The organism is Streptomyces humicola (assembly GCF_024436035.1).
Lineage (GTDB): Bacteria > Actinomycetota > Actinomycetes > Streptomycetales > Streptomycetaceae > Streptantibioticus_B > Streptantibioticus_B humicola.
This window is the reverse complement of record NZ_JANFNG010000020.1, coordinates 59765-76069: the sequence shown is the minus strand read 5'-3', so window position 1 is coordinate 76069 and position 16305 is coordinate 59765. Positions and strand designations below refer to the sequence as shown.

Here is a 16305-nt window from a genome sequence, read left to right as displayed (position 1 = left end):
GCCGCCACACCACGTGGGCGCCGTCAGCCCGCGGCGGGGGCGTCGACCGGGGTGAGCTGCTCTTCGTCCTCCGGTGTGAGCTGGGCGTCGCGGCGCACCAGGGCGGCGTAGCGGCCGTCCATGGCCAGCAGTTCGTCGTGCGTACCGCGCTCGGCTATGCGGCCGGCGTCGAGGACCACGATCTGGTCGGCGTCGCGGACCGTGGAGAGCCGGTGGGCGATGGTGATCGTGGTGCGTCCGGCAGCGAGCGCGTCAATGGCGTCCTGCACGGCGTACTCGGTGCGGGTGTCGAGGGCGCTCGTCGCCTCATCGAGGATGAGAACGGGCGGGTCGCGCAGGATGGTGCGGGCGATGGCGAGACGTTGCTTCTCGCCGCCGGAGAAGCGGTAGCCGCGTTCGCCGACGAGGGTTTCGTATCCGTCGGGGAGGCCCGCGATGTGGTCGTGTATCTGGGCCGCCCTCGCGGCAGCGACGAGTTCTTCGTCTGTGGCGTCCGGCTTGGCGAAGCGCAGGTTGTCCGCGACCGAGGCATGGAACAGATAGGTCTCCTGGGAGACCACGCCGACCGCCTCGGCGAGGGTGTCGAAGGCGAGGTCGCGCACGTCGACGCCGTCGATGGTGACGCGGCCTCCCGTCACGTCGTACAGCCGCGGCACCAGATAGCTCAGGGTGCTCTTGCCCGATCCGGTGGCGCCGACGATGGCGAGGCTGCCGCCCGCCGGGACGTCGAGGTCGATGCCGTGCAGGGTGCGCTGCCCGCCGGCCGGCTGGTAGGAGAAGTCGACGTTCTCGAACCGGACGTCGCCGCGCACCCGGGTCAGCCGCACCGGGTTCGCACGCTCGGTGATGTCCACCGGCAGGTCGAGGTATTCGAAGATGCGCTGGAAGAGGGCGATGGAGGTCTGCACGTCCACACCGGTCTGCAGCAGGCTGACGGTGGGCCGGAACAGGCTCTGCTGCAGCGAGACGAAGGCGACCAGGGTGCCGATCGACACCTTGGGCCCGCCCATGTGCAGGTCGATGCCGGCCGCCCAGTAGATGAGGGCCGGCATGGCGGCCATGACGATGCCGATGGTCGACATCCGCCACCGGCCGGCCATGTTGGAGCGCACTTCGAGATCGACCAGGCGCTCGGACTCGCCCCGGAAGTCCTTGGTGAGCGAGTCGGCGCGGCCCATCGTGCGGCCGAGCAGGATGCCGCTGACCGAGAGCGACTCGGTGACGATCGAGGACATCGCGGCCATCTGCTTCTGCCGCTCAGTGGTGATCTTCTTGCGTTCGCGGCCGACCCGGCGGCTGATCCACACGAAGACAGGCATCAGCAGCAGCGACACGACGGTGAGCTGCCAGTCGAGGGCGAGCATCGCGACGATGGCGGCGATGACGCTGGTGAGGTTGGAGACGATGGATGTCGCCGTGGAGGTGACGGTGGCGGCCATGCCGCCGATGTCGTTGGCGATGCGGGACTGCACCTCACCGGTGCGGGTCCGGGTGAAGAACGACAGCGACATGCGCTGCAGCTGCGCGTAGACCGCGGTCCGCAGGTCGTGCATGACGCGTTGGCCCACGGTGGTGGAGATCAGCGTCTGCAGCACATTGAAAACGCTGTTGACGACGGCGGTGGCGATCATGCCGAGGGCCAGCAGGCTCAGCAGGCCGGTGCGGCCCTGCGGGATCGCGACGTCGAGGGTCGCGCGCAGCAGGAACGGCGAGGCGACCGTGACCAGCGAGGACGCGACGACGAGGACGAGGACGACGCTAAGGCGACCGCTGTAGGGGCGGAAGAGCCTGAGGATGCGCCGCACGTCGGCAGGGTTGTCGGGGTCCTTCGGCGGTGGGGTCCAGTCGGGTCCTTGGGGTTTCATGAGCTCCTTCGGGTGTTCGGGGGCGTGGCGGCGCGAGGCCGTAGGCGAGCATAGTTCATTGTTACCTATACTCACAATGAGGCAAGTCCTGATAACCTTTGGCCATGGACGTCGCTGAGAGCACCGGGAATCTCGCCGATCAGCTGTTGAGGCTGACCCGTCGACTTCACCGGGCGCAGAAGCAGTACCTGCAGCCGCTCGGCATCACCCCGGCCATGTCACGGCTGCTGCGCGTGGTCTCGCACAGCGAGGAGCCACTGCGCATGGTGGATCTCGCGCAACGGCTCGATGTAGTGCCGCGGGCCGTGACGACGCTCGTCGACGGGCTGGAGTCGTTCGGCCTGGTGCGCCGCGTCCCCGACCCCGCCAACCGCCGGGTGATCCGGGTTGAGCTGACCGCGCAAGGCCGTGACGCGCTGCAACGTCTGCGTGACGCGCGCCGCGCGGCCGCCGAGGATCTGCTCGCCCCGCTCGGCCCCGAGCAGCGCGAGCAGCTGGGCGAGCTGCTCGCCGCCCTCGACCGGGATCCGTCCCGTAGCTGCTGAGCGGGCGGGCTCCCGGGTCCGTCCGTTACCCGAGCAGGCCCAGCGCCGCCGCGAAGCCGACCCCGCCGAGGCCCACGAAGAGCGGCATGAGCAGCCTGACCTCCACCCAGCTGCCCGCGTGGAAGCGCATGAAATGCGGGGTGCCGACCGGGTACCAGCGCTTTCGGCCGATCGGTATGGGCCACAGCACCGGGCATCCGGAGACGGTGAGCGCGTCCCCGATGCAGTGCACGAGCGAACCGAGAGCGATGGGCACGCCGATCCACAGGTAGTGCTGTCCGGGCTGGGTGAACAACCAGCTCTGGCCCATGCCCGGATCGGCCAGCACGCCGGCGAGGAACCAGGCACCCGCCGCACCGAGCATCCACACCAGCAGGTGGTGGTGCCCCCTGACCTCCCACCACAGCAGCCCGTCGATCGCCAGCACGATGTGCACGAACAGCACCCCGAGCACACCCCACCGTCCGCCGTACACGGCTATCGCGGAGGCCCCGGCACCGCACATCGCAGCCCACGGCCAGGTGTGGGTCAGGGTGCGGTGACCGCCGTTGCGGTGCGGGTCGCCCTTGCCCCGGGTCAGGTGGTAGACGCCGAGGGAGAGCTTCTCGACGATCTCGCAGAGCCCGCGCGACAAGGGTCCGAAGGCACGCGAGATGGTCGCCGGCTTGTGGTCGAGGTCCGGGCCGAGCGCGGCCCCGGCACACAGCAGCGCTCCGACGACGAGGGTCGGCCACGGCATGGGGTGGTGGAAGTACGCGGCCGCCGCCCCCACTCCCAGCCAGGCCGCTGCTCCGGACAGTGAGTGCGCCGGACCCATCATGGCCTGGCTCCCCCCTTCGGCCCGCCGTACAGCGGGAGTTGACGCGATGGTGACGGCACAGCCTAGCGCCGGTTGATCTTCGCGCGTACGGGCGGTTCCGCTTTCGCCCGGGGAGCCAGGCAAGATGGAGGGCGTGACCCTCACCGATCAGATCCCCGCGACCCCCGATCCCGACGCCCTCTTCGAGACGTTCTCGGCCTGGGCGCAGGAGCGGGGGATCTCGCTCTACCCCGCCCAGGAAGAGGCGCTGATCGAGGTGGTCTCCGGGGCGAACGTGATCCTTTCGACTCCGACCGGCTCCGGCAAGAGCCTGGTGGCGGCCGGTGCGCACTTCGCGGCGCTCGCCAATGACCAGGTCACCTTCTACACCGCGCCGATCAAGGCGCTGGTGTCGGAGAAGTTCTTCGACCTGTGCAAGGTCTTCGGCACCGAGAACGTCGGCATGCTCACCGGCGATGCCTCGGTCAATCCCGACGCGCCTGTGATCTGCTGCACAGCGGAGGTCCTCGCGTCCATCGCGCTGCGGGACGGCAAGGACGCCGACGTCGGCCAGGTCGTGATGGACGAGTTCCATTTCTATGCGGAGACGGACCGCGGCTGGGCCTGGCAGATCCCGCTCCTCGAACTGCCGCAGGCCCAGTTCGTGCTGATGTCGGCGACGCTCGGGGACATGTCGCGGTTCGAGGAGGACCTGACGCGGCGTACCGGCCGTCCCACGGCCGTGGTGCGCTCGGGGACCCGCCCCGTACCGCTCAGCTACGAATACCGCACGACACCGTTGACCGAGACGCTCACCGAGCTGCTGGAGACGCACCAAGCCCCGGTCTACATCGTGCACTTCACCCAGGCTGCCGCGGTCGAGCGTGCCCAGGCGCTGATGAGCATCAACATGTGCACACGCGCCGAGAAGGACGCGATCGCCGAGCTGATCGGCAACTTCCGTTTCACCACGAAGTTCGGCCGGAATCTGTCGCGCTTCGTACGGCACGGCATCGGCGTTCACCACGCGGGGATGCTGCCGAAGTACCGGCGACTGGTGGAGCGACTCGCGCAGGCCGGCCTGTTGAAGGTGATCTGCGGCACGGACACTCTCGGCGTCGGCGTCAATGTCCCCATTCGCACGGTGCTGTTCACCGCGCTGACCAAGTACGACGGCTCGCGAGTGCGGGTGCTGCGGGCACGGGAGTTCCATCAGATCGCCGGGCGGGCCGGCCGGGCCGGTTTCGACACCGCGGGGCTTGTGGTCGCCCAGGCCCCGGAGCATGTGATCGAGAACGAGAAGGCTCTGGCGAAGGCCGGGGACGATCCCAAGAAGCGCCGCAAGGTGGTGCGCAAGAAGGCGCCCGAGGGCTTCGTCAACTGGTCCCAGCAGACGTACGAGAAGCTGATCGCCTCCGACCCCGAGCCGCTCACCTCCCGCTTCCGCGTCACGCACGCCATGCTGCTCTCCGTGATCGCCAGGCCCGGCAACGCCTTCGACGGGATGCGGCAGTTGCTCGAGGACAACCACGAGCCGCGCGGCGCCCAGCTGAAGCACATCCGCCGGGCGATCGCGATCTTCCGGTCGCTGCTGGCGGGAGGCGTCGTGGAGCGGTTGGAGGAGCCGGATGCCGAGGGCCGCATCGTGCGGCTGACGGTGGATCTCCAGTCGGACTTCGCGCTCAATCAGCCGCTGTCCACCTTCGCGCTCGCCGCGTTCGAGCTCCTCGACCCGGAGTCGCCGTCGTACGCGCTCGACATGCTCTCGGTGGTGGAGTCGACGCTCGACGACCCGCGGCAGATCCTCGCCTCGCAGCAGAACAAGGCCCGGGGTGAAGCCGTGGCCCGGATGAAGGCCGACGGCATCGAGTACGAGGAGCGGATGGAACAGCTCCAGGACGTCACCTACCCCAAGCCGCTCGAGGAGCTGCTCTCCCACGCCTACGGTGTCTACCGCAAGAGCCACCCCTGGGTCGGCGACCATCCGCTGTCTCCCAAGTCCGTGGTGCGTGACATGTTCGAGCGCGCCATGGCCTTCACCGAGTTCACCTCGTTCTACGAACTCGCCCGCGCCGAGGGCATCGTGCTGCGGTACCTGGCGAGCGCGTACAAGGCGCTGGAGCACACCGTTCCGGGGGACCTCAAGTCCGAAGACCTCCAGGATCTGATCGCCTGGCTGGGCGAGATGGTCCGCCAGGTCGACTCCAGCCTGCTGGACGAGTGGGAGCAGCTGGCGAATCCGCAGGAGGAGACGGCCGACGAGGCCGCCGACCGCGCGGACCAGGTCAAGCCGGTCACCACCAATGCCCGGGCGTTCCGGGTGCTGGTGCGCAACGCGATGTTCCGCCGGGTGGAGCTCGCCGCGCTGGAGAAGTACGACGAGCTGGCCGAGCTCGACGCGGAGACGGGCTGGGACGCCGACGCATGGGCGGATGCCATGGAGGCGTACTGGGACGAATACGACGACCTGGGCACGGGCCCCGACGCACGCGGCCCCAAGCTGCTGCAGATCGAAGAGCAGCCGCAGCACGGTCTGTGGAAGGTCCGCCAGGTCTTCGCCGACCCGGAGGGCGACCACGACTGGGGCATCTCGGCCGAGGTCGACCTGGCCGCGTCCGACGAGGAGGGCCGAGCGGTGGTCCGTGTCACGGGCGTCGGCCAGATCTGACCGCCCCCGATCGCCTTTCCTGAGCACCGCCCGAGCACGACACGAGGGAGCCCCGATGACCAATCCTGCCGAGCGGCTGGTGGATCTGCTCGATCTGGAACGGATCGAGGAGAACATCTTCCGCGGCCACAGCCCTGACGAGCGCCTGCAGCGCGTCTTCGGCGGGCAGGTCGCGGGCCAGGCGCTGGTCGCGGCCGGGCGCAGCACGGACGGGCAGCGGCCGGTGCACTCCCTGCACGCGTACTTCCTGCGCCCGGGGCGCCCGGGCGTGCCGATCGTGTACCAGGTCGAGCGGGTGCGCGACGGCAGGACCTTCACCACCCGCCGGGTGGTCGCGGTGCAGCAGGGCCGGACGATTTTCAACCTGACCGCCTCCTTCCACCTTCCCGAGTCGGGCTTCGAGCACCAGATGCCGATGCCCGAGGTGCCGGCCCCCGATGAACTGCCCAGGCTCGCCGACGAGATCCGCGGCCATCTCGGCACGCTGCCGGAGTCGCTGGAGCGGATGGCCCGGCGGCAGCCGTTCGACATCAGGTATGTGGAGCGGCTGCGCTGGACCCCGCAGGAGATCGAGGGCGCCGAGCCGCGCAGTGCCGTGTGGATGCGAGCGGTCGGCCCCCTCGGCGACGACCCGCTGGTCCACACCTGCGCCCTGACCTACGCCAGCGACATGATGCTGCTCGACGCCGTACGGGTGCCGGTCGAGCCACTGTGGGGGCCGCGCGGATTCGACATGGCGTCGCTGGATCACGCAATGTGGTTCCACCGGCCGTTCCGCGCCGACCAGTGGTTCCTCTACCAGCAGGAATCGCCGATCGCGACCGGTGCGAGGGGGTTGGCACGCGGACAGATCTTCAGCCGGGACGGCAGACTGCTCGTCTCCGTCATGCAGGAGGGCCTGTTCAGGAAGACCGGAGGCTGAACCTGAGCTGACAGGCGATCAGTTGACGTCGACCTCGAAGACCCGCGAGGTGAGATGGGTCTTGGGGTGCTTGTCCGTCGGCGAGGTACCTTCGACGAGCGCTCCGCGGAACTGCACCAGGCCCCGGCGCCCCGCCCGTATCCACATGTTGAGCCCGCCGCCACCGTTGTACTGGCCGTGCGAGCACCGCAGGGTCTGCCAGCCGCCACGCCCCTGACGCTGCTGTATGCAGAACCTGTTGAACGTGAAGTTGTCGTCGTCGCCGTTGCCCGTCAGGCGGATCTCCCCGCCGAGGTGCACGTTGTGCGGGGCCGCCACGAAGTAGATGTCGGACTTCGCCGAAGCGGCGGTGGTGGCAAGACCGACAGCCGAAGCGCTCACCGTCGCTATGACGGCAGCTCGCACAACGCGACGGTTCAGGTTGATCATCCGTTTCCCCTTTGGTTGCGTCGACTGAGTCGACCGCGCCGACAGACCGGCCGGGCCGGCGGACGGAGCCGGTCACGCTCCACCGCCCGATGCACACTGCGCTGCATTGTCGTGGCCCGTTCATTTACACAGACCCCACAGTCACCGGCACCGTTGCCCGAGGTTTGTCACCGTTCGGCAACAGGGCCACGCCGTGTTCTGTGCGCACCGTGCCCGGCCGGGCCCTGTCCAGCGCGAACCCCAGCGACAATCTGGCGAACTCCCTCTCCTCGCGGCCGTCGGCGAGCAGCAGGGCATCCGCCACCTCCCGGAGGAAAGGCGGCCCTGCACGGCCCGGCAGGAGTTCCGGGCGCAACTGCCGCAGTCGAGCCCTTTCGCGCTCATCGGGCACGACCTGCGCCAGAGCCTCCTCGCCGAGGAGCGCGGCCCACACCGAGGCCTCCTGCCAACCGTCGGCGGCCTGCGCGGCCGCCCAGGCCGTACTGCGCGAACGCCAGCCGCGCGCCCGCAGATCCTCGCCATCGGCGAGCGCAGCCAGCAACCGCGGCGGCAACCGCCCGCTCAGCCACGCCGTGTGCGTCTCACCGAACGACCGCACCTCGCTTGCCAGATAGAGCCACACCACCGACCGATAACGGTTGGCATACCATCGCACAGGGGTGAAACACCCGCATTTCGCAAGCTTGGTGAAGCGCACGCTGCTGATCCCGAGCAGCTCCGCACCGCTGACGGTGCCGACCAGCCGCAGCCGCCCGCGCAACGCCGACGGAAACCCCTCCTCCGCTCGCAGCCGTGCGATCTGCGACCGCGGCACCATTCGCCGTCCGCCCTGACGAGCAGCCGTACGGACCTCACCGAGCTGCATCGCAAGCTCCATGTCCCGCCGTTCCAGGCAGAGTTCCCCCGCGGCTTCGTCCGGCCCCACCACCGCATCACGCGCCCCCGGCCCCTTCGGCGCGTCGATCACCTGCGTGCTCATCGTGTGCCTCCCCCGACACCGATCCATCACTGTCAGTAATCACGGTAGCCCCGCCCTCCGACATCGCGGGCGGCCTGTGGATAACTCCTGCCGCGGTCACTCACCGGGACCAGCCGGAGTCCGGCGCAACGCGCGCAAGCAAGGCGCACGAGCAAGGCGCGCGAGCAAGGCGCGCGAGCAAGGCGCGCGAGCAAGGCGCCGATGCCGGACGCTACGGCCGGTGCAGCTGCTCGCTCTCGCGGACCTCCGGCAGCACCACGGTGCGGTCGCCCTCCCGCGCCGGCACGCCGAGGTGTTCGCCCACGCGGTGGACGAGGAGCGTCATCTCGTACGCGACCTGCCCGACGTCGGCGCCCGTCCCCGTCAGCACGGCCAGGCAGCTGCCGTCGCCCGCCGTGGTCACGAAGAGAAACCCTTCGTCGAATTCGATCATCGTCTGCCGCGCGCCACCCACGGAGAAGTACTGGCCGGCCCCCTTGGCGAGGCTGTGGAACCCGGACGAGACGGCCGCCAGATGCTCGGCGTCGGCCTGTGACAAATCGCGGCTGGCTCCAGTCACCAGGCCGTCGTTCGACAGCACCAAGGCGTGCATGACCTGCTGGACCCGGTCAGTCAAGTCGTCCAGCAACCAGCCGAGCCCGGCATCGTCTTCCGAGGCGCCGGATGCGTGCGAAACTGTGCGACTGCTCACCGGGATCCCCCGTCTGTCCGCGTCGTTCGACCGGCATTCAATGGGCGTTCAATGGGCGTTCGATCGGCTTTGAGCCTAGGCCTCGCCGAGCAGAACGGAAGACCCCAGGCGTTCGTTCCCGCCCGTCAACCGGCGCCGCGCGGCGCATACATGATGACCGCGACACCCACCAGGCAGATCACCGCACCGATGATGTCGAAGCGATCGGGACGGTATCCGTCGGCCACCACTCCCCACAGCAGCGAGCCGGCCACGAAGACCCCGCCGTACGCGGCGAGGATCCGCCCGAAGTGCGCATCGGGCTGGAACGTGGCGATGAACCCGTAGAGGCCCAGCGCGATCACTCCGGTCCCGGCCCATACCCAGCCGCGGTGCTCCCTCACGCACTGCCACACCAACCATGCCCCGCCGATCTCGAACAGCGCGGCAAGGACGAACAGGACGATAGAACGCAGTGTGACCATCTCCCCATCATGCCTGCCGTCGAATCAGGGCAGACTGACCCCCATGAACCCCATGAACCCCATGACCTCCATGAGCCGATGAGCCCCATGAACCCGATGGGCAGCGATCACCGCGGTGTCCGGGAGTTCTTCGCCGCGAAGGCGGACGCCTGGGATTCGCGCTACCCCGACGACACGCCCGCCTACGAGGCCGCCGTCGCCGCGATGAGCCTGAGCACCGGGCAGACGGTGCTCGACGCGGGGTGCGGTACGGGCAGGGCGCTGCCCGCGCTCCGAGCGGCGGTCGGCCCCACCGGGGTCGTCATCGGAGCCGACCTGACCCCGGAGATGCTGCGTGCCGCCGTGCGGGCCGGGCGTGACCGGGACGCTCAGTTGGTCGAGACGGACGCCGCCCGGCTGCCGGTCCGTTCTGCGTCCCTCGACGCGATCTTCGCCGCAGGGCTTGTCCACCACTTGCCCGATGCCGCGGCCGCCCTGCGCGAGTTCGCTCGCGTCGCCCGCCCCGGCGCACGTCTCGCCCTCTTCCACCCCATCGGCCGTGCCACGCTCGCCGCCCGCCACGGGAACACCCTGCAGCCGGACGACGTCCGCGCGGAGCCCAATCTGCGCCCGATGCTTGCCGATTCCGGGTGGGAGCTGGCCGAGTACGTCGACACCGCCGACCGTTATCTGGCCCTCGCCGTCAGAAGGCCCGGCTGACCTCGCCGAACTCTTCACTCCCCCTCTTCACTCCTCGGTCTCGACGCCGCAGCTACCTGCTGGTTAAGGTGCGCGCACCCACGAATGAGAAGAAGAGGAGTCGCGTGTCCACCACGGACGATGACGCGCTGTATGTGCTCACCGCAGTCATGCTGACCCCCGCGCGTTTCCCGAGCACGCTTGGCGACGACTACCCGGCGGCCTGCGCCGCCCTGGGGCTCGAACCACTGCCCGAGGGATACGGGCTCGTCCTGGGCCAGGACGGCCGCGGCGCACGCTGGACGGTGGCCACGGCCGACACCGCGCTCGTCGCCGTCGCCATCGCGACATGGGACTGCGGCCTGCCGTACGACCTCTCGCCCGACGAGCGCGACATCGTCGCATCGCTGCCCGGCTGGCCCCTCGACCTGGCCGTCTCCGCCCCCGGCCTCGCCGAGCCGCACGATCCGCCGGAGGAGGACGGCGGCGGCCCTCCCCTCGCCCCGCCCGACACCGGCACCTGGGGTCCGGCGCAACGACGCCTCGGCGCCGACGAGATCGCGTTGCAGTGGCGGATGTGGCGTGAACAGGTGGACGACACCAAGGACTTCGCCGCGCCCGGGGCGGCGCGCCACGAGGGGGTGCGCCGGGCGCTTGCCGAGGCACGGGCGTACGCCGACAACCCGCCGCCCGTGGGCCGCGTGCGCTCCTCCTACGCGGAGGGCGGGGCCCGGGCACTGCGCGCGGACGGGCCCGGGTGGAGCATGGTGGCCCGCACCGACGACATCGCGTTCGTGCTGCTGGACGACGAGCCGGGCGAGGTGCTGCCCGTCGGTCGCGGCCCCGAACTGCCGTACCTGCTCGATGCGTTGGAAAAGCTGGCCGTCCGGTCGGACTGAGCCGGGCGGCGGCCGCCGCGCCGCCGCCCCCACCCTCAAGTGTCGCTGCCACATCATCACCACAGGATCTGCACAGGTACATCAGAGAGCGGAGTTGTCAGGTAAACGTCAAGTGAATCCTCGCCGAGGGCGATTCCTGCCGCGCCGCCCCGCGCCCACACTGGCGCCATGAAGATGCCTCTACGCGCGTTACGCTCCCGTGGTTCCGCGATCGTCCTCGCCGGAGCACTTGCCCTCGGCCCCACCACCGTGCTGGCCGAATACGCCCACGCTGCGCCCGCCCCGACCTCGGTGACGACCGCTGTCGCCTCGGACATCGGCACCGTCTGCAAGAGCGCGCTGCCCAGCCAGGCCGACGACACGCTCCGACTCATTGCGCAGGGTGGCCCGTTCCCCTACCCCGAGGACGGCGAGGTCTTCCAGAACTACGAGGGCGTCCTGCCCTCCGAACCCTCCGGCTCCTACCACTCCTACACCGTCGTGACGCCCGGCGTGAGCAATCGCGGCGCCCGCCGCATCGTCACCGCCCAGGGCGGCACCGACTACTACACCGCCGACCACTACTCGACCTTCAGCACAATCGACTTCTCCTGCTGACCGTTGCTCCTGCCGACGGGCGGCACGGTCCGGCCGGATCGTGCCGCCCGCGTCCGCCTCTGCTTTGATGGGCGGCATGGATGTGCAGGGACGCTCCGCCGACGAACTGCTGGACATCGTGGACGAGGCCGACTTGGTGATCGGACAGGCCCCGCGCGGGGAGGCGATGGACAAGCGCCTGCGCCACCGTTGCGTGTTCGTCCTGGCCCGCGATCCCGAGGGGCGGATCTTCGTCCACCGCCGCACCGCGGACAAACTCGTCTTCCCCTCCCGCTACGACATGTTCGTGGGCGGAGTGGTCGGCGCGGGCGAGAGCTACGACGACGCGGCACTGCGCGAGGCCGAGGAGGAACTGGGCGTCACAGGGCTACCGCGTCCCGTACCCGTGCTGAAGTTCCTCTACGAGGCCCCGGAGCACACCTGGTGGTCGCGGGTCTACGAGGTCGAGTGCGCGCTTCCGGTACAGCCGCAGGTGGAGGAGGTGGCCTGGCACACCTTCCTCACGGACGCGGAGCTCGCGGCCCGGATTCCGCAGTGGCCCTGGGTGCCGGACGGAGTCGAGGCGTTCCGGCGTCTGACGCAGCTGCGCGGCGGCACCTGGCCCGCGGTTCACTGAGCCGGTTCGCGCACTGCACGCACGCCTGCGTCCCACTTCTCCTCGATGCGGCCGAACCTCCACACCGCGAGCGCCGCGATCCAGGTGACGACGAAGAGCCCGACGATCCAGAAGCCCACGGTGTTGAGGTCGACCGAGGAGACGGCATCCCAGAAAGGCCCGGTGAGCGACAGCTCCTCCGCCAGGATCGACATCAGCTCGATGCCGCCGATGATGAGTGCGACGGCGATCGACAGACCGGTGATGGTCAGGTTGTAGTACACCTTGCGCACCGGCTTGGAGAAGGCCCAGCCGTAGGCGAAGTTCATGAACGAGCCGTCGATCGTGTCGAGCAGCGACATCCCTGCCGCGAAGAGGACCGGCAGGCAGAGGATGGCGTACCAGGGCAGCCCCGAGGCGACCGACCCCGCGGCGAGCACCAGCAGGCTGATCTCGGTCACGGTGTCGAACCCCAGGCCGAAGAGGATGCCGAGCGGGTACATCTGCCAGGGCTTGCGGATGGCGCGGGTGGCACGGCCCAGGATGCGGTTCATCAGACCGCGCTTGTTCAGCTGCTCCTCCAGGGCGGCCTCGTCGTACTCGCCGCTCCGCATGGCGCGGAAGACCTTGACCAGGCCCACCAGGATCGCCAGGTTGATGGCCGCGATCAGGACGAGGAAGGCGCCGGACACCAGGGTGCCGATCAGGCCGCCGACCTGGTGCAGTCGCGAGTTGCCGTCGGAGAGGTCGTGGCCGACCGCCTTGACGCCGAGGGCGAGCAGGAAGGTGAGCCCGAAGACCACCGAGGAGTGCCCGAGAGAGAACCAGAAGCCCACCGACAGCGGCCTCCTGCCGTCCGCCATCAGCTTGCGCGTGGTGTTGTCGATCGCCGCGATGTGATCGGCGTCGAAGGCGTGGCGCAGGCCGAGGGTGTACGCGGTCAGACCGGTGCCGAAACCGAATGCGCCGGTGGAGAGGCGGTAGTGCGCGGGCACGACGAAGAGCGCCAGAACCCCGAAGCCGACGATGTGCAGCAACAGGACGAACAGCGCCATGCCGCCGAGTTGTGCGCGTTCGGCCGGCGACAGAGACGGGCGGAGTCGCCGGACGGCCGGTGAGAGCGAGGCTTGGGTCATGGCCACGGTGAAGGTCCCCCCTGGGAGAAGTACAGCGGTGCTCTGGTGCGACGTACTCCCAGTATTGAATCGCTATTGCACATTGTTCGCAACAGCGACTTCAGGGCGCCAGGATGTCCAGCTCGCGCAGCGCGCCGAGACAGATCTCGCGCATCAGATGCTCGGCGCCCTCGGCGTCGCGCGCCCGCACCGCGTCGGCGACGCGCACATGCAGCGTGACCGCCTCCGGGTCGGGGGCGCTGAACATCACATGGTGCTCGGTCCGCCCGGCTAGCACCTCGGCGACAACGTCACCGAGTCGCGCGAACATCTCGTTCCCCGATGCCTCCAGCATCACCCGGTGGAACGCGACGTCATGGACGAGGTATTCATCGAGGTCCGCGGCGCGGCCGGCGGCCGCCATGTCCGCCGCGAGCACGGTGAGCCTGCGGCACTGCGCGGGCGTGGCTGCAGCGGCCGCCAGGCCCGCGGCGACCGGTTCGACGGCGGTACGGAGCATGGTCAGCGAGCGCAGCTGACGCGGGCGGTCGGCGCCGGCGAGGCGCCAGCGGATGACGGCCGGATCGAAGACGTTCCACTCCTCGGTGCGCCGCACGGTGATGCCGACCCGGCGGCGCGACTCGACCAGGTGCATCGCCTCCAGGACCCGCACCGCCTCCCGGACAACGGTCCGCGAGACGCCATAGGTGCGTTCGAGCTCGTCGATGCGCAGCACCGTGCCGGGCGGGTGGACGCCCGAGGCGATGGCCGGGCCCAGCTCGTCCAGCACGCGGGCGTGGAGTCCGGCGTCATGACCTGCGGTTCGGGCGGTCCCACCCTGCTTCGGCATGAGCGACAGCCTATGCGGCCCCGGGCGACGCTACCTCTTTCATATGACGTTTTCGTCTCAAGCTCTTGAATAAGTAGTACCTATGGCGTTTATTGAGGGGCGCAGTTTCGGACAAGGAGGTACCAGGACATGACCGCGGCAGATCCGCAGCTTCCCGTGGTGGTCGTCATGGGGGTGTCCGGATCGGGCAAATCGACCGTAGGCCTGCTGCTGGCGCAGCGGCTGGGCGTTCCGTACGCCGAGGCGGACGACTTCCACCCGGCCGAGAACATCGCCAAGATGTCGGCCGGCCACCCGCTGGACGATGCGGACCGTGCGCCCTGGCTGGATGCGATCGGCGCATGGATCAAGGCGCGGGACGGACGCGGCGGGGTGGTGAGCTGTTCGGCTCTCAGGCGCCGCTACCGCGACCGGCTGCGCGCCGACGCCCCGGATCTGTTCTTCGTCCACCTCGACGGACCGCTGGAGCTGATCTCCTCGCGGCTGGCCGCGCGCATGGAGCACTTCATGCCGCCCGGCCTGCTCCGTTCGCAGTTCGACGCGCTCGAACCGCTCGAAGCCGACGAGAACGGGACCGTCGTCTCGATCGAGGGCGGCCCGCAGGCGATCGCCGAGCGCGCGTACGAGGCCCTGCCCCTCTGACCGCTTCCCGCTTCCCGCTTCCCGCTTCCGGCTTCCGGCTTCCGGCTTCCGGCTTCCGGCCGCCCCCCTCCCGCCGGCTCTTCCCGCCGCCCCCTTTCTACGGAGATTGATCGTGTCTGCACTCAGCGTCGAGTTGCTGGCCGCGGCCGCCGCCCCGGCCCCGCCCCCCATCACCAGCGCAGGCAACACCCAGCTGGGGATCGCGGCCCTGGTGGGCATCGCCGTGATCGTCCTGCTGATCACGCGCTGGAGGATGCACGCCTTCCTGTCTTTGACCATCGGCTCGCTGGTGCTCGGCATCGTCGCGGGGGCGCCGTTGGACAAGGCGATCACAAGTTTCAGCACCGGCCTGGGCTCCACAGTCGCATCGACGGGCATCCTCATCGCGCTCGGCGCGATACTCGGCAAGCTGCTCGCCGACTCCGGCGGTGCCGACCAGATCGTCGACACCATCCTGGCCAGGACCAGCGAGCGGCGGCTGCCGTGGGCGATGGCGCTCGTCGCCGTCGTCGTCGGCCTTCCGCTCTTCTTCGAGATCGGCATCGTGATGCTGATCCCGGTGGTGCTGCTGGTGGCCAAGCGGGGCAACTACTCGCTCATGCGCGTCGGCATTCCGGCGCTCGCCGGTCTCTCCGCCATCCACGGCCTGGTGCCGCCGCACCCCGGGCCGCTCGCGGCGGTCAGCGCACTCCACGCCGACCTCGGCACCACGCTGGCGCTCGGTGTGCTCGTCGCGATTCCCTCGGTGGCCATCGCCGGACCGCTCTTCGGCCGCCTCGCCGACCGCTGGGTGAAGGTCACGCCGCCGGAGGGACTGACGCCGACGCGTGCCTCGGACGACCTGGACAGGCGCCCCGGCTTCACCGCGACCATCTGCACCGTGCTGCTGCCGGTGGTGCTGATGCTCGCCAAGGCGCTGGTCGACGTCACCGTCACCAACAAGGCCGGCCTGCTGTACCGGACGTTCGACGTCATCGGCACGCCGATGATCGCGCTGCTCGCCGCGGTCGTGCTGGCCATGTTCACCCTCGGCCGTGCCGCGGGCTTCTCCAAAGGCCAGATCTCCGCCACGGTGGAGAAGTCGCTCGGCCCGATCTGCGGCATCGTCTTCATCGTCGGCGCGGGCGGCGGCTTCAAGCAGGTGCTGGTGGACGCCGGCGTCGGGAACATGATCGTCCATCTGACGCACGGCTGGCACATCTCGCCGCTGCTGCTGGCCTGGCTGATCGCCGTTCTCATCCGTGTCGCCACCGGTTCGGCGACGGTCGCCACGATCTCCACGGCCGGTCTGGTCGGGCCGCTCGCCGCGGGGATGAGCCCGACGCACGTGGCGCTGCTGGTGCTGGCCGTCGGCGCCGGGTCGGTGTTCCTCTCGCACGTCAACGACGCCGGTTTCTGGCTGGTCAAGGAGTACTTCGGGATGGACGTCCCGCAGACCTTCAAGAGCTGGTCGCTCATGGAGACGGTGCTGTCGGTCGTGGCGCTGGTCTTCATCCTCGCGCTGTCGCTGCTGATGTAGCCGCGGCACGCGGCAAGTCGACGCGAGTGCCTCCCCCTGCCGAAAGCC

The 16305-nt window shown here is 69.5% G+C and carries 17 protein-coding genes; 9 read left to right on the top strand and 8 right to left on the bottom strand.

The window, feature by feature from the left end; genetic code table 11:
• Positions 1 to 23: 23 nt before the first annotated feature.
• On the bottom strand, positions 24 to 1865 hold the full coding sequence (locus NGB36_RS22690; RefSeq protein ID WP_255922252.1) for an ABC transporter ATP-binding protein: 1842 nt from the start codon (positions 1863 to 1865) through the stop codon (positions 24 to 26).
• Positions 1866 to 1969: 104 nt separating this feature from the next.
• Here NGB36_RS22690 and NGB36_RS22685 point away from each other — a divergent pair, with 104 nt between their 5' ends.
• Positions 1970 to 2410: a MarR family winged helix-turn-helix transcriptional regulator gene (locus tag NGB36_RS22685; RefSeq protein ID WP_255922250.1), complete on the top strand. Its 441-nt coding sequence runs from the start codon at positions 1970 to 1972 to the stop codon at positions 2408 to 2410.
• Positions 2411 to 2435: 25 nt separating this feature from the next.
• Here NGB36_RS22685 and NGB36_RS22680 read toward each other — a convergent pair whose 3' ends face one another.
• Positions 2436 to 3230, bottom strand: a complete 795-nt coding sequence (locus NGB36_RS22680; RefSeq protein WP_255922248.1) for a metal-dependent hydrolase — start codon at positions 3228 to 3230, stop codon at positions 2436 to 2438.
• 133 nt (positions 3231 to 3363) lie between these two features.
• Here NGB36_RS22680 and NGB36_RS22675 point away from each other — a divergent pair, with 133 nt between their 5' ends.
• Together NGB36_RS22675 and NGB36_RS22670 are read left to right on the top strand one after the other, a co-directional pair.
• Positions 3364 to 5877, top strand: a complete 2514-nt coding sequence (locus NGB36_RS22675) for a DEAD/DEAH box helicase (protein WP_255922246.1) — start codon at positions 3364 to 3366, stop codon at positions 5875 to 5877.
• Positions 5878 to 5932: 55 nt separating this feature from the next.
• Entirely contained in the window at positions 5933 to 6799 is an 867-nt protein-coding gene (locus NGB36_RS22670) for an acyl-CoA thioesterase (RefSeq protein ID WP_255922245.1), read from the top strand.
• A gap of 18 nt (positions 6800 to 6817) precedes the next feature.
• Here NGB36_RS22670 and NGB36_RS22665 read toward each other — a convergent pair whose 3' ends face one another.
• From NGB36_RS22665 to NGB36_RS22650, 4 genes are all read right to left on the bottom strand, one after another.
• On the bottom strand, positions 6818 to 7180 hold the full coding sequence (locus tag NGB36_RS22665) for a hypothetical protein (protein WP_255922244.1): 363 nt from the start codon (positions 7178 to 7180) through the stop codon (positions 6818 to 6820).
• 172 nt (positions 7181 to 7352) lie between these two features.
• Entirely contained in the window at positions 7353 to 8207 is an 855-nt protein-coding gene (locus NGB36_RS22660; protein ID WP_255922243.1) for a DUF6397 family protein, read from the bottom strand.
• Positions 8208 to 8418: 211 nt separating this feature from the next.
• Positions 8419 to 8898, bottom strand: coding sequence for a roadblock/LC7 domain-containing protein (locus tag NGB36_RS22655; protein ID WP_255922241.1), 480 nt, complete (start codon positions 8896 to 8898; stop codon positions 8419 to 8421).
• Positions 8899 to 9023: 125 nt separating this feature from the next.
• The gene (locus NGB36_RS22650; protein WP_255922240.1) at positions 9024 to 9362 is read right to left on the bottom strand and encodes a YnfA family protein; all 339 of its coding nucleotides are present in this window, start codon (positions 9360 to 9362) and stop codon (positions 9024 to 9026) included.
• Positions 9363 to 9458: 96 nt separating this feature from the next.
• On the opposite strand from NGB36_RS22650, the gene NGB36_RS22645 reads away from it, so the two are divergent.
• The 4 genes from NGB36_RS22645 (at position 9459) to NGB36_RS22630 (ending at position 12152) form a co-directional block, all read left to right on the top strand.
• Positions 9459 to 10061: a class I SAM-dependent methyltransferase gene (locus NGB36_RS22645; RefSeq protein WP_255922300.1), complete on the top strand. Its 603-nt coding sequence runs from the start codon at positions 9459 to 9461 to the stop codon at positions 10059 to 10061.
• Positions 10062 to 10210: 149 nt separating this feature from the next.
• Complete coding sequence (locus NGB36_RS22640; RefSeq protein ID WP_255922299.1) at positions 10211 to 10939, top strand: hypothetical protein; 729 nt, start codon at positions 10211 to 10213, stop codon at positions 10937 to 10939.
• 168 nt (positions 10940 to 11107) lie between these two features.
• A complete protein-coding gene (locus NGB36_RS22635; RefSeq protein ID WP_255922239.1) occupies positions 11108 to 11536 on the top strand; it encodes a guanyl-specific ribonuclease in 429 nt (142 codons plus the stop codon).
• A 76-nt stretch (positions 11537 to 11612) separates the two neighbouring features.
• Positions 11613 to 12152 (top strand): NUDIX hydrolase, encoded by a 540-nt coding sequence (locus NGB36_RS22630; RefSeq protein ID WP_255922238.1) that lies wholly within the window; start codon positions 11613 to 11615, stop codon positions 12150 to 12152.
• Here the strand turns inward: NGB36_RS22630 and nicT are convergent.
• Both nicT and NGB36_RS22620 read right to left on the bottom strand, forming a co-directional pair.
• Positions 12146 to 13267: a Nickel transporter NicT gene (nicT, locus tag NGB36_RS22625; protein WP_255922298.1), complete on the bottom strand. Its 1122-nt coding sequence runs from the start codon at positions 13265 to 13267 to the stop codon at positions 12146 to 12148. The two genes, NGB36_RS22630 and nicT, sit on opposite strands and share 7 nt — an antisense overlap.
• 100 nt (positions 13268 to 13367) lie before the next feature.
• On the bottom strand, positions 13368 to 14096 hold the full coding sequence (locus NGB36_RS22620; protein WP_255922236.1) for a FadR/GntR family transcriptional regulator: 729 nt from the start codon (positions 14094 to 14096) through the stop codon (positions 13368 to 13370).
• A gap of 129 nt (positions 14097 to 14225) precedes the next feature.
• Here NGB36_RS22620 and NGB36_RS22615 point away from each other — a divergent pair, with 129 nt between their 5' ends.
• On the top strand, positions 14226 to 14738 hold the full coding sequence (locus NGB36_RS22615) for a gluconokinase (RefSeq protein WP_255922235.1): 513 nt from the start codon (positions 14226 to 14228) through the stop codon (positions 14736 to 14738).
• Between the two features lie 112 nt (positions 14739 to 14850).
• The gene (locus NGB36_RS22610; protein ID WP_255922233.1) at positions 14851 to 16257 is read left to right on the top strand and encodes a GntT/GntP/DsdX family permease; all 1407 of its coding nucleotides are present in this window, start codon (positions 14851 to 14853) and stop codon (positions 16255 to 16257) included.
• The last annotated feature ends 48 nt before the right edge of the window (positions 16258 to 16305 follow it).

Coding starts and splice junctions, on each gene's coding strand:
- NGB36_RS22690 (WP_255922252.1), bottom strand. CDS start 1,865: ATGAAACCCCAAGGACCCGACTGGACCCCACCGCCGAAGGACCCCGAC.
- NGB36_RS22685 (WP_255922250.1), top strand. CDS start 1,970: ATGGACGTCGCTGAGAGCACCGGGAATCTCGCCGATCAGCTGTTGAGG.
- NGB36_RS22680 (WP_255922248.1), bottom strand. CDS start 3,230: ATGATGGGTCCGGCGCACTCACTGTCCGGAGCAGCGGCCTGGCTGGGA.
- NGB36_RS22670 (WP_255922245.1), top strand. CDS start 5,933: ATGACCAATCCTGCCGAGCGGCTGGTGGATCTGCTCGATCTGGAACGG.
- NGB36_RS22660 (WP_255922243.1), bottom strand. CDS start 8,207: ATGAGCACGCAGGTGATCGACGCGCCGAAGGGGCCGGGGGCGCGTGAT.
- NGB36_RS22650 (WP_255922240.1), bottom strand. CDS start 9,362: ATGGTCACACTGCGTTCTATCGTCCTGTTCGTCCTTGCCGCGCTGTTC.
- NGB36_RS22645 (WP_255922300.1), top strand. CDS start 9,459: ATGGGCAGCGATCACCGCGGTGTCCGGGAGTTCTTCGCCGCGAAGGCG.
- NGB36_RS22640 (WP_255922299.1), top strand. CDS start 10,211: ATGCTGACCCCCGCGCGTTTCCCGAGCACGCTTGGCGACGACTACCCG.
- NGB36_RS22635 (WP_255922239.1), top strand. CDS start 11,108: ATGAAGATGCCTCTACGCGCGTTACGCTCCCGTGGTTCCGCGATCGTC.
- NGB36_RS22630 (WP_255922238.1), top strand. CDS start 11,613: ATGGATGTGCAGGGACGCTCCGCCGACGAACTGCTGGACATCGTGGAC.
- nicT (WP_255922298.1), bottom strand. CDS start 13,267: ATGACCCAAGCCTCGCTCTCACCGGCCGTCCGGCGACTCCGCCCGTCT.
- NGB36_RS22620 (WP_255922236.1), bottom strand. CDS start 14,096: ATGCCGAAGCAGGGTGGGACCGCCCGAACCGCAGGTCATGACGCCGGA.
- NGB36_RS22615 (WP_255922235.1), top strand. CDS start 14,226: ATGACCGCGGCAGATCCGCAGCTTCCCGTGGTGGTCGTCATGGGGGTG.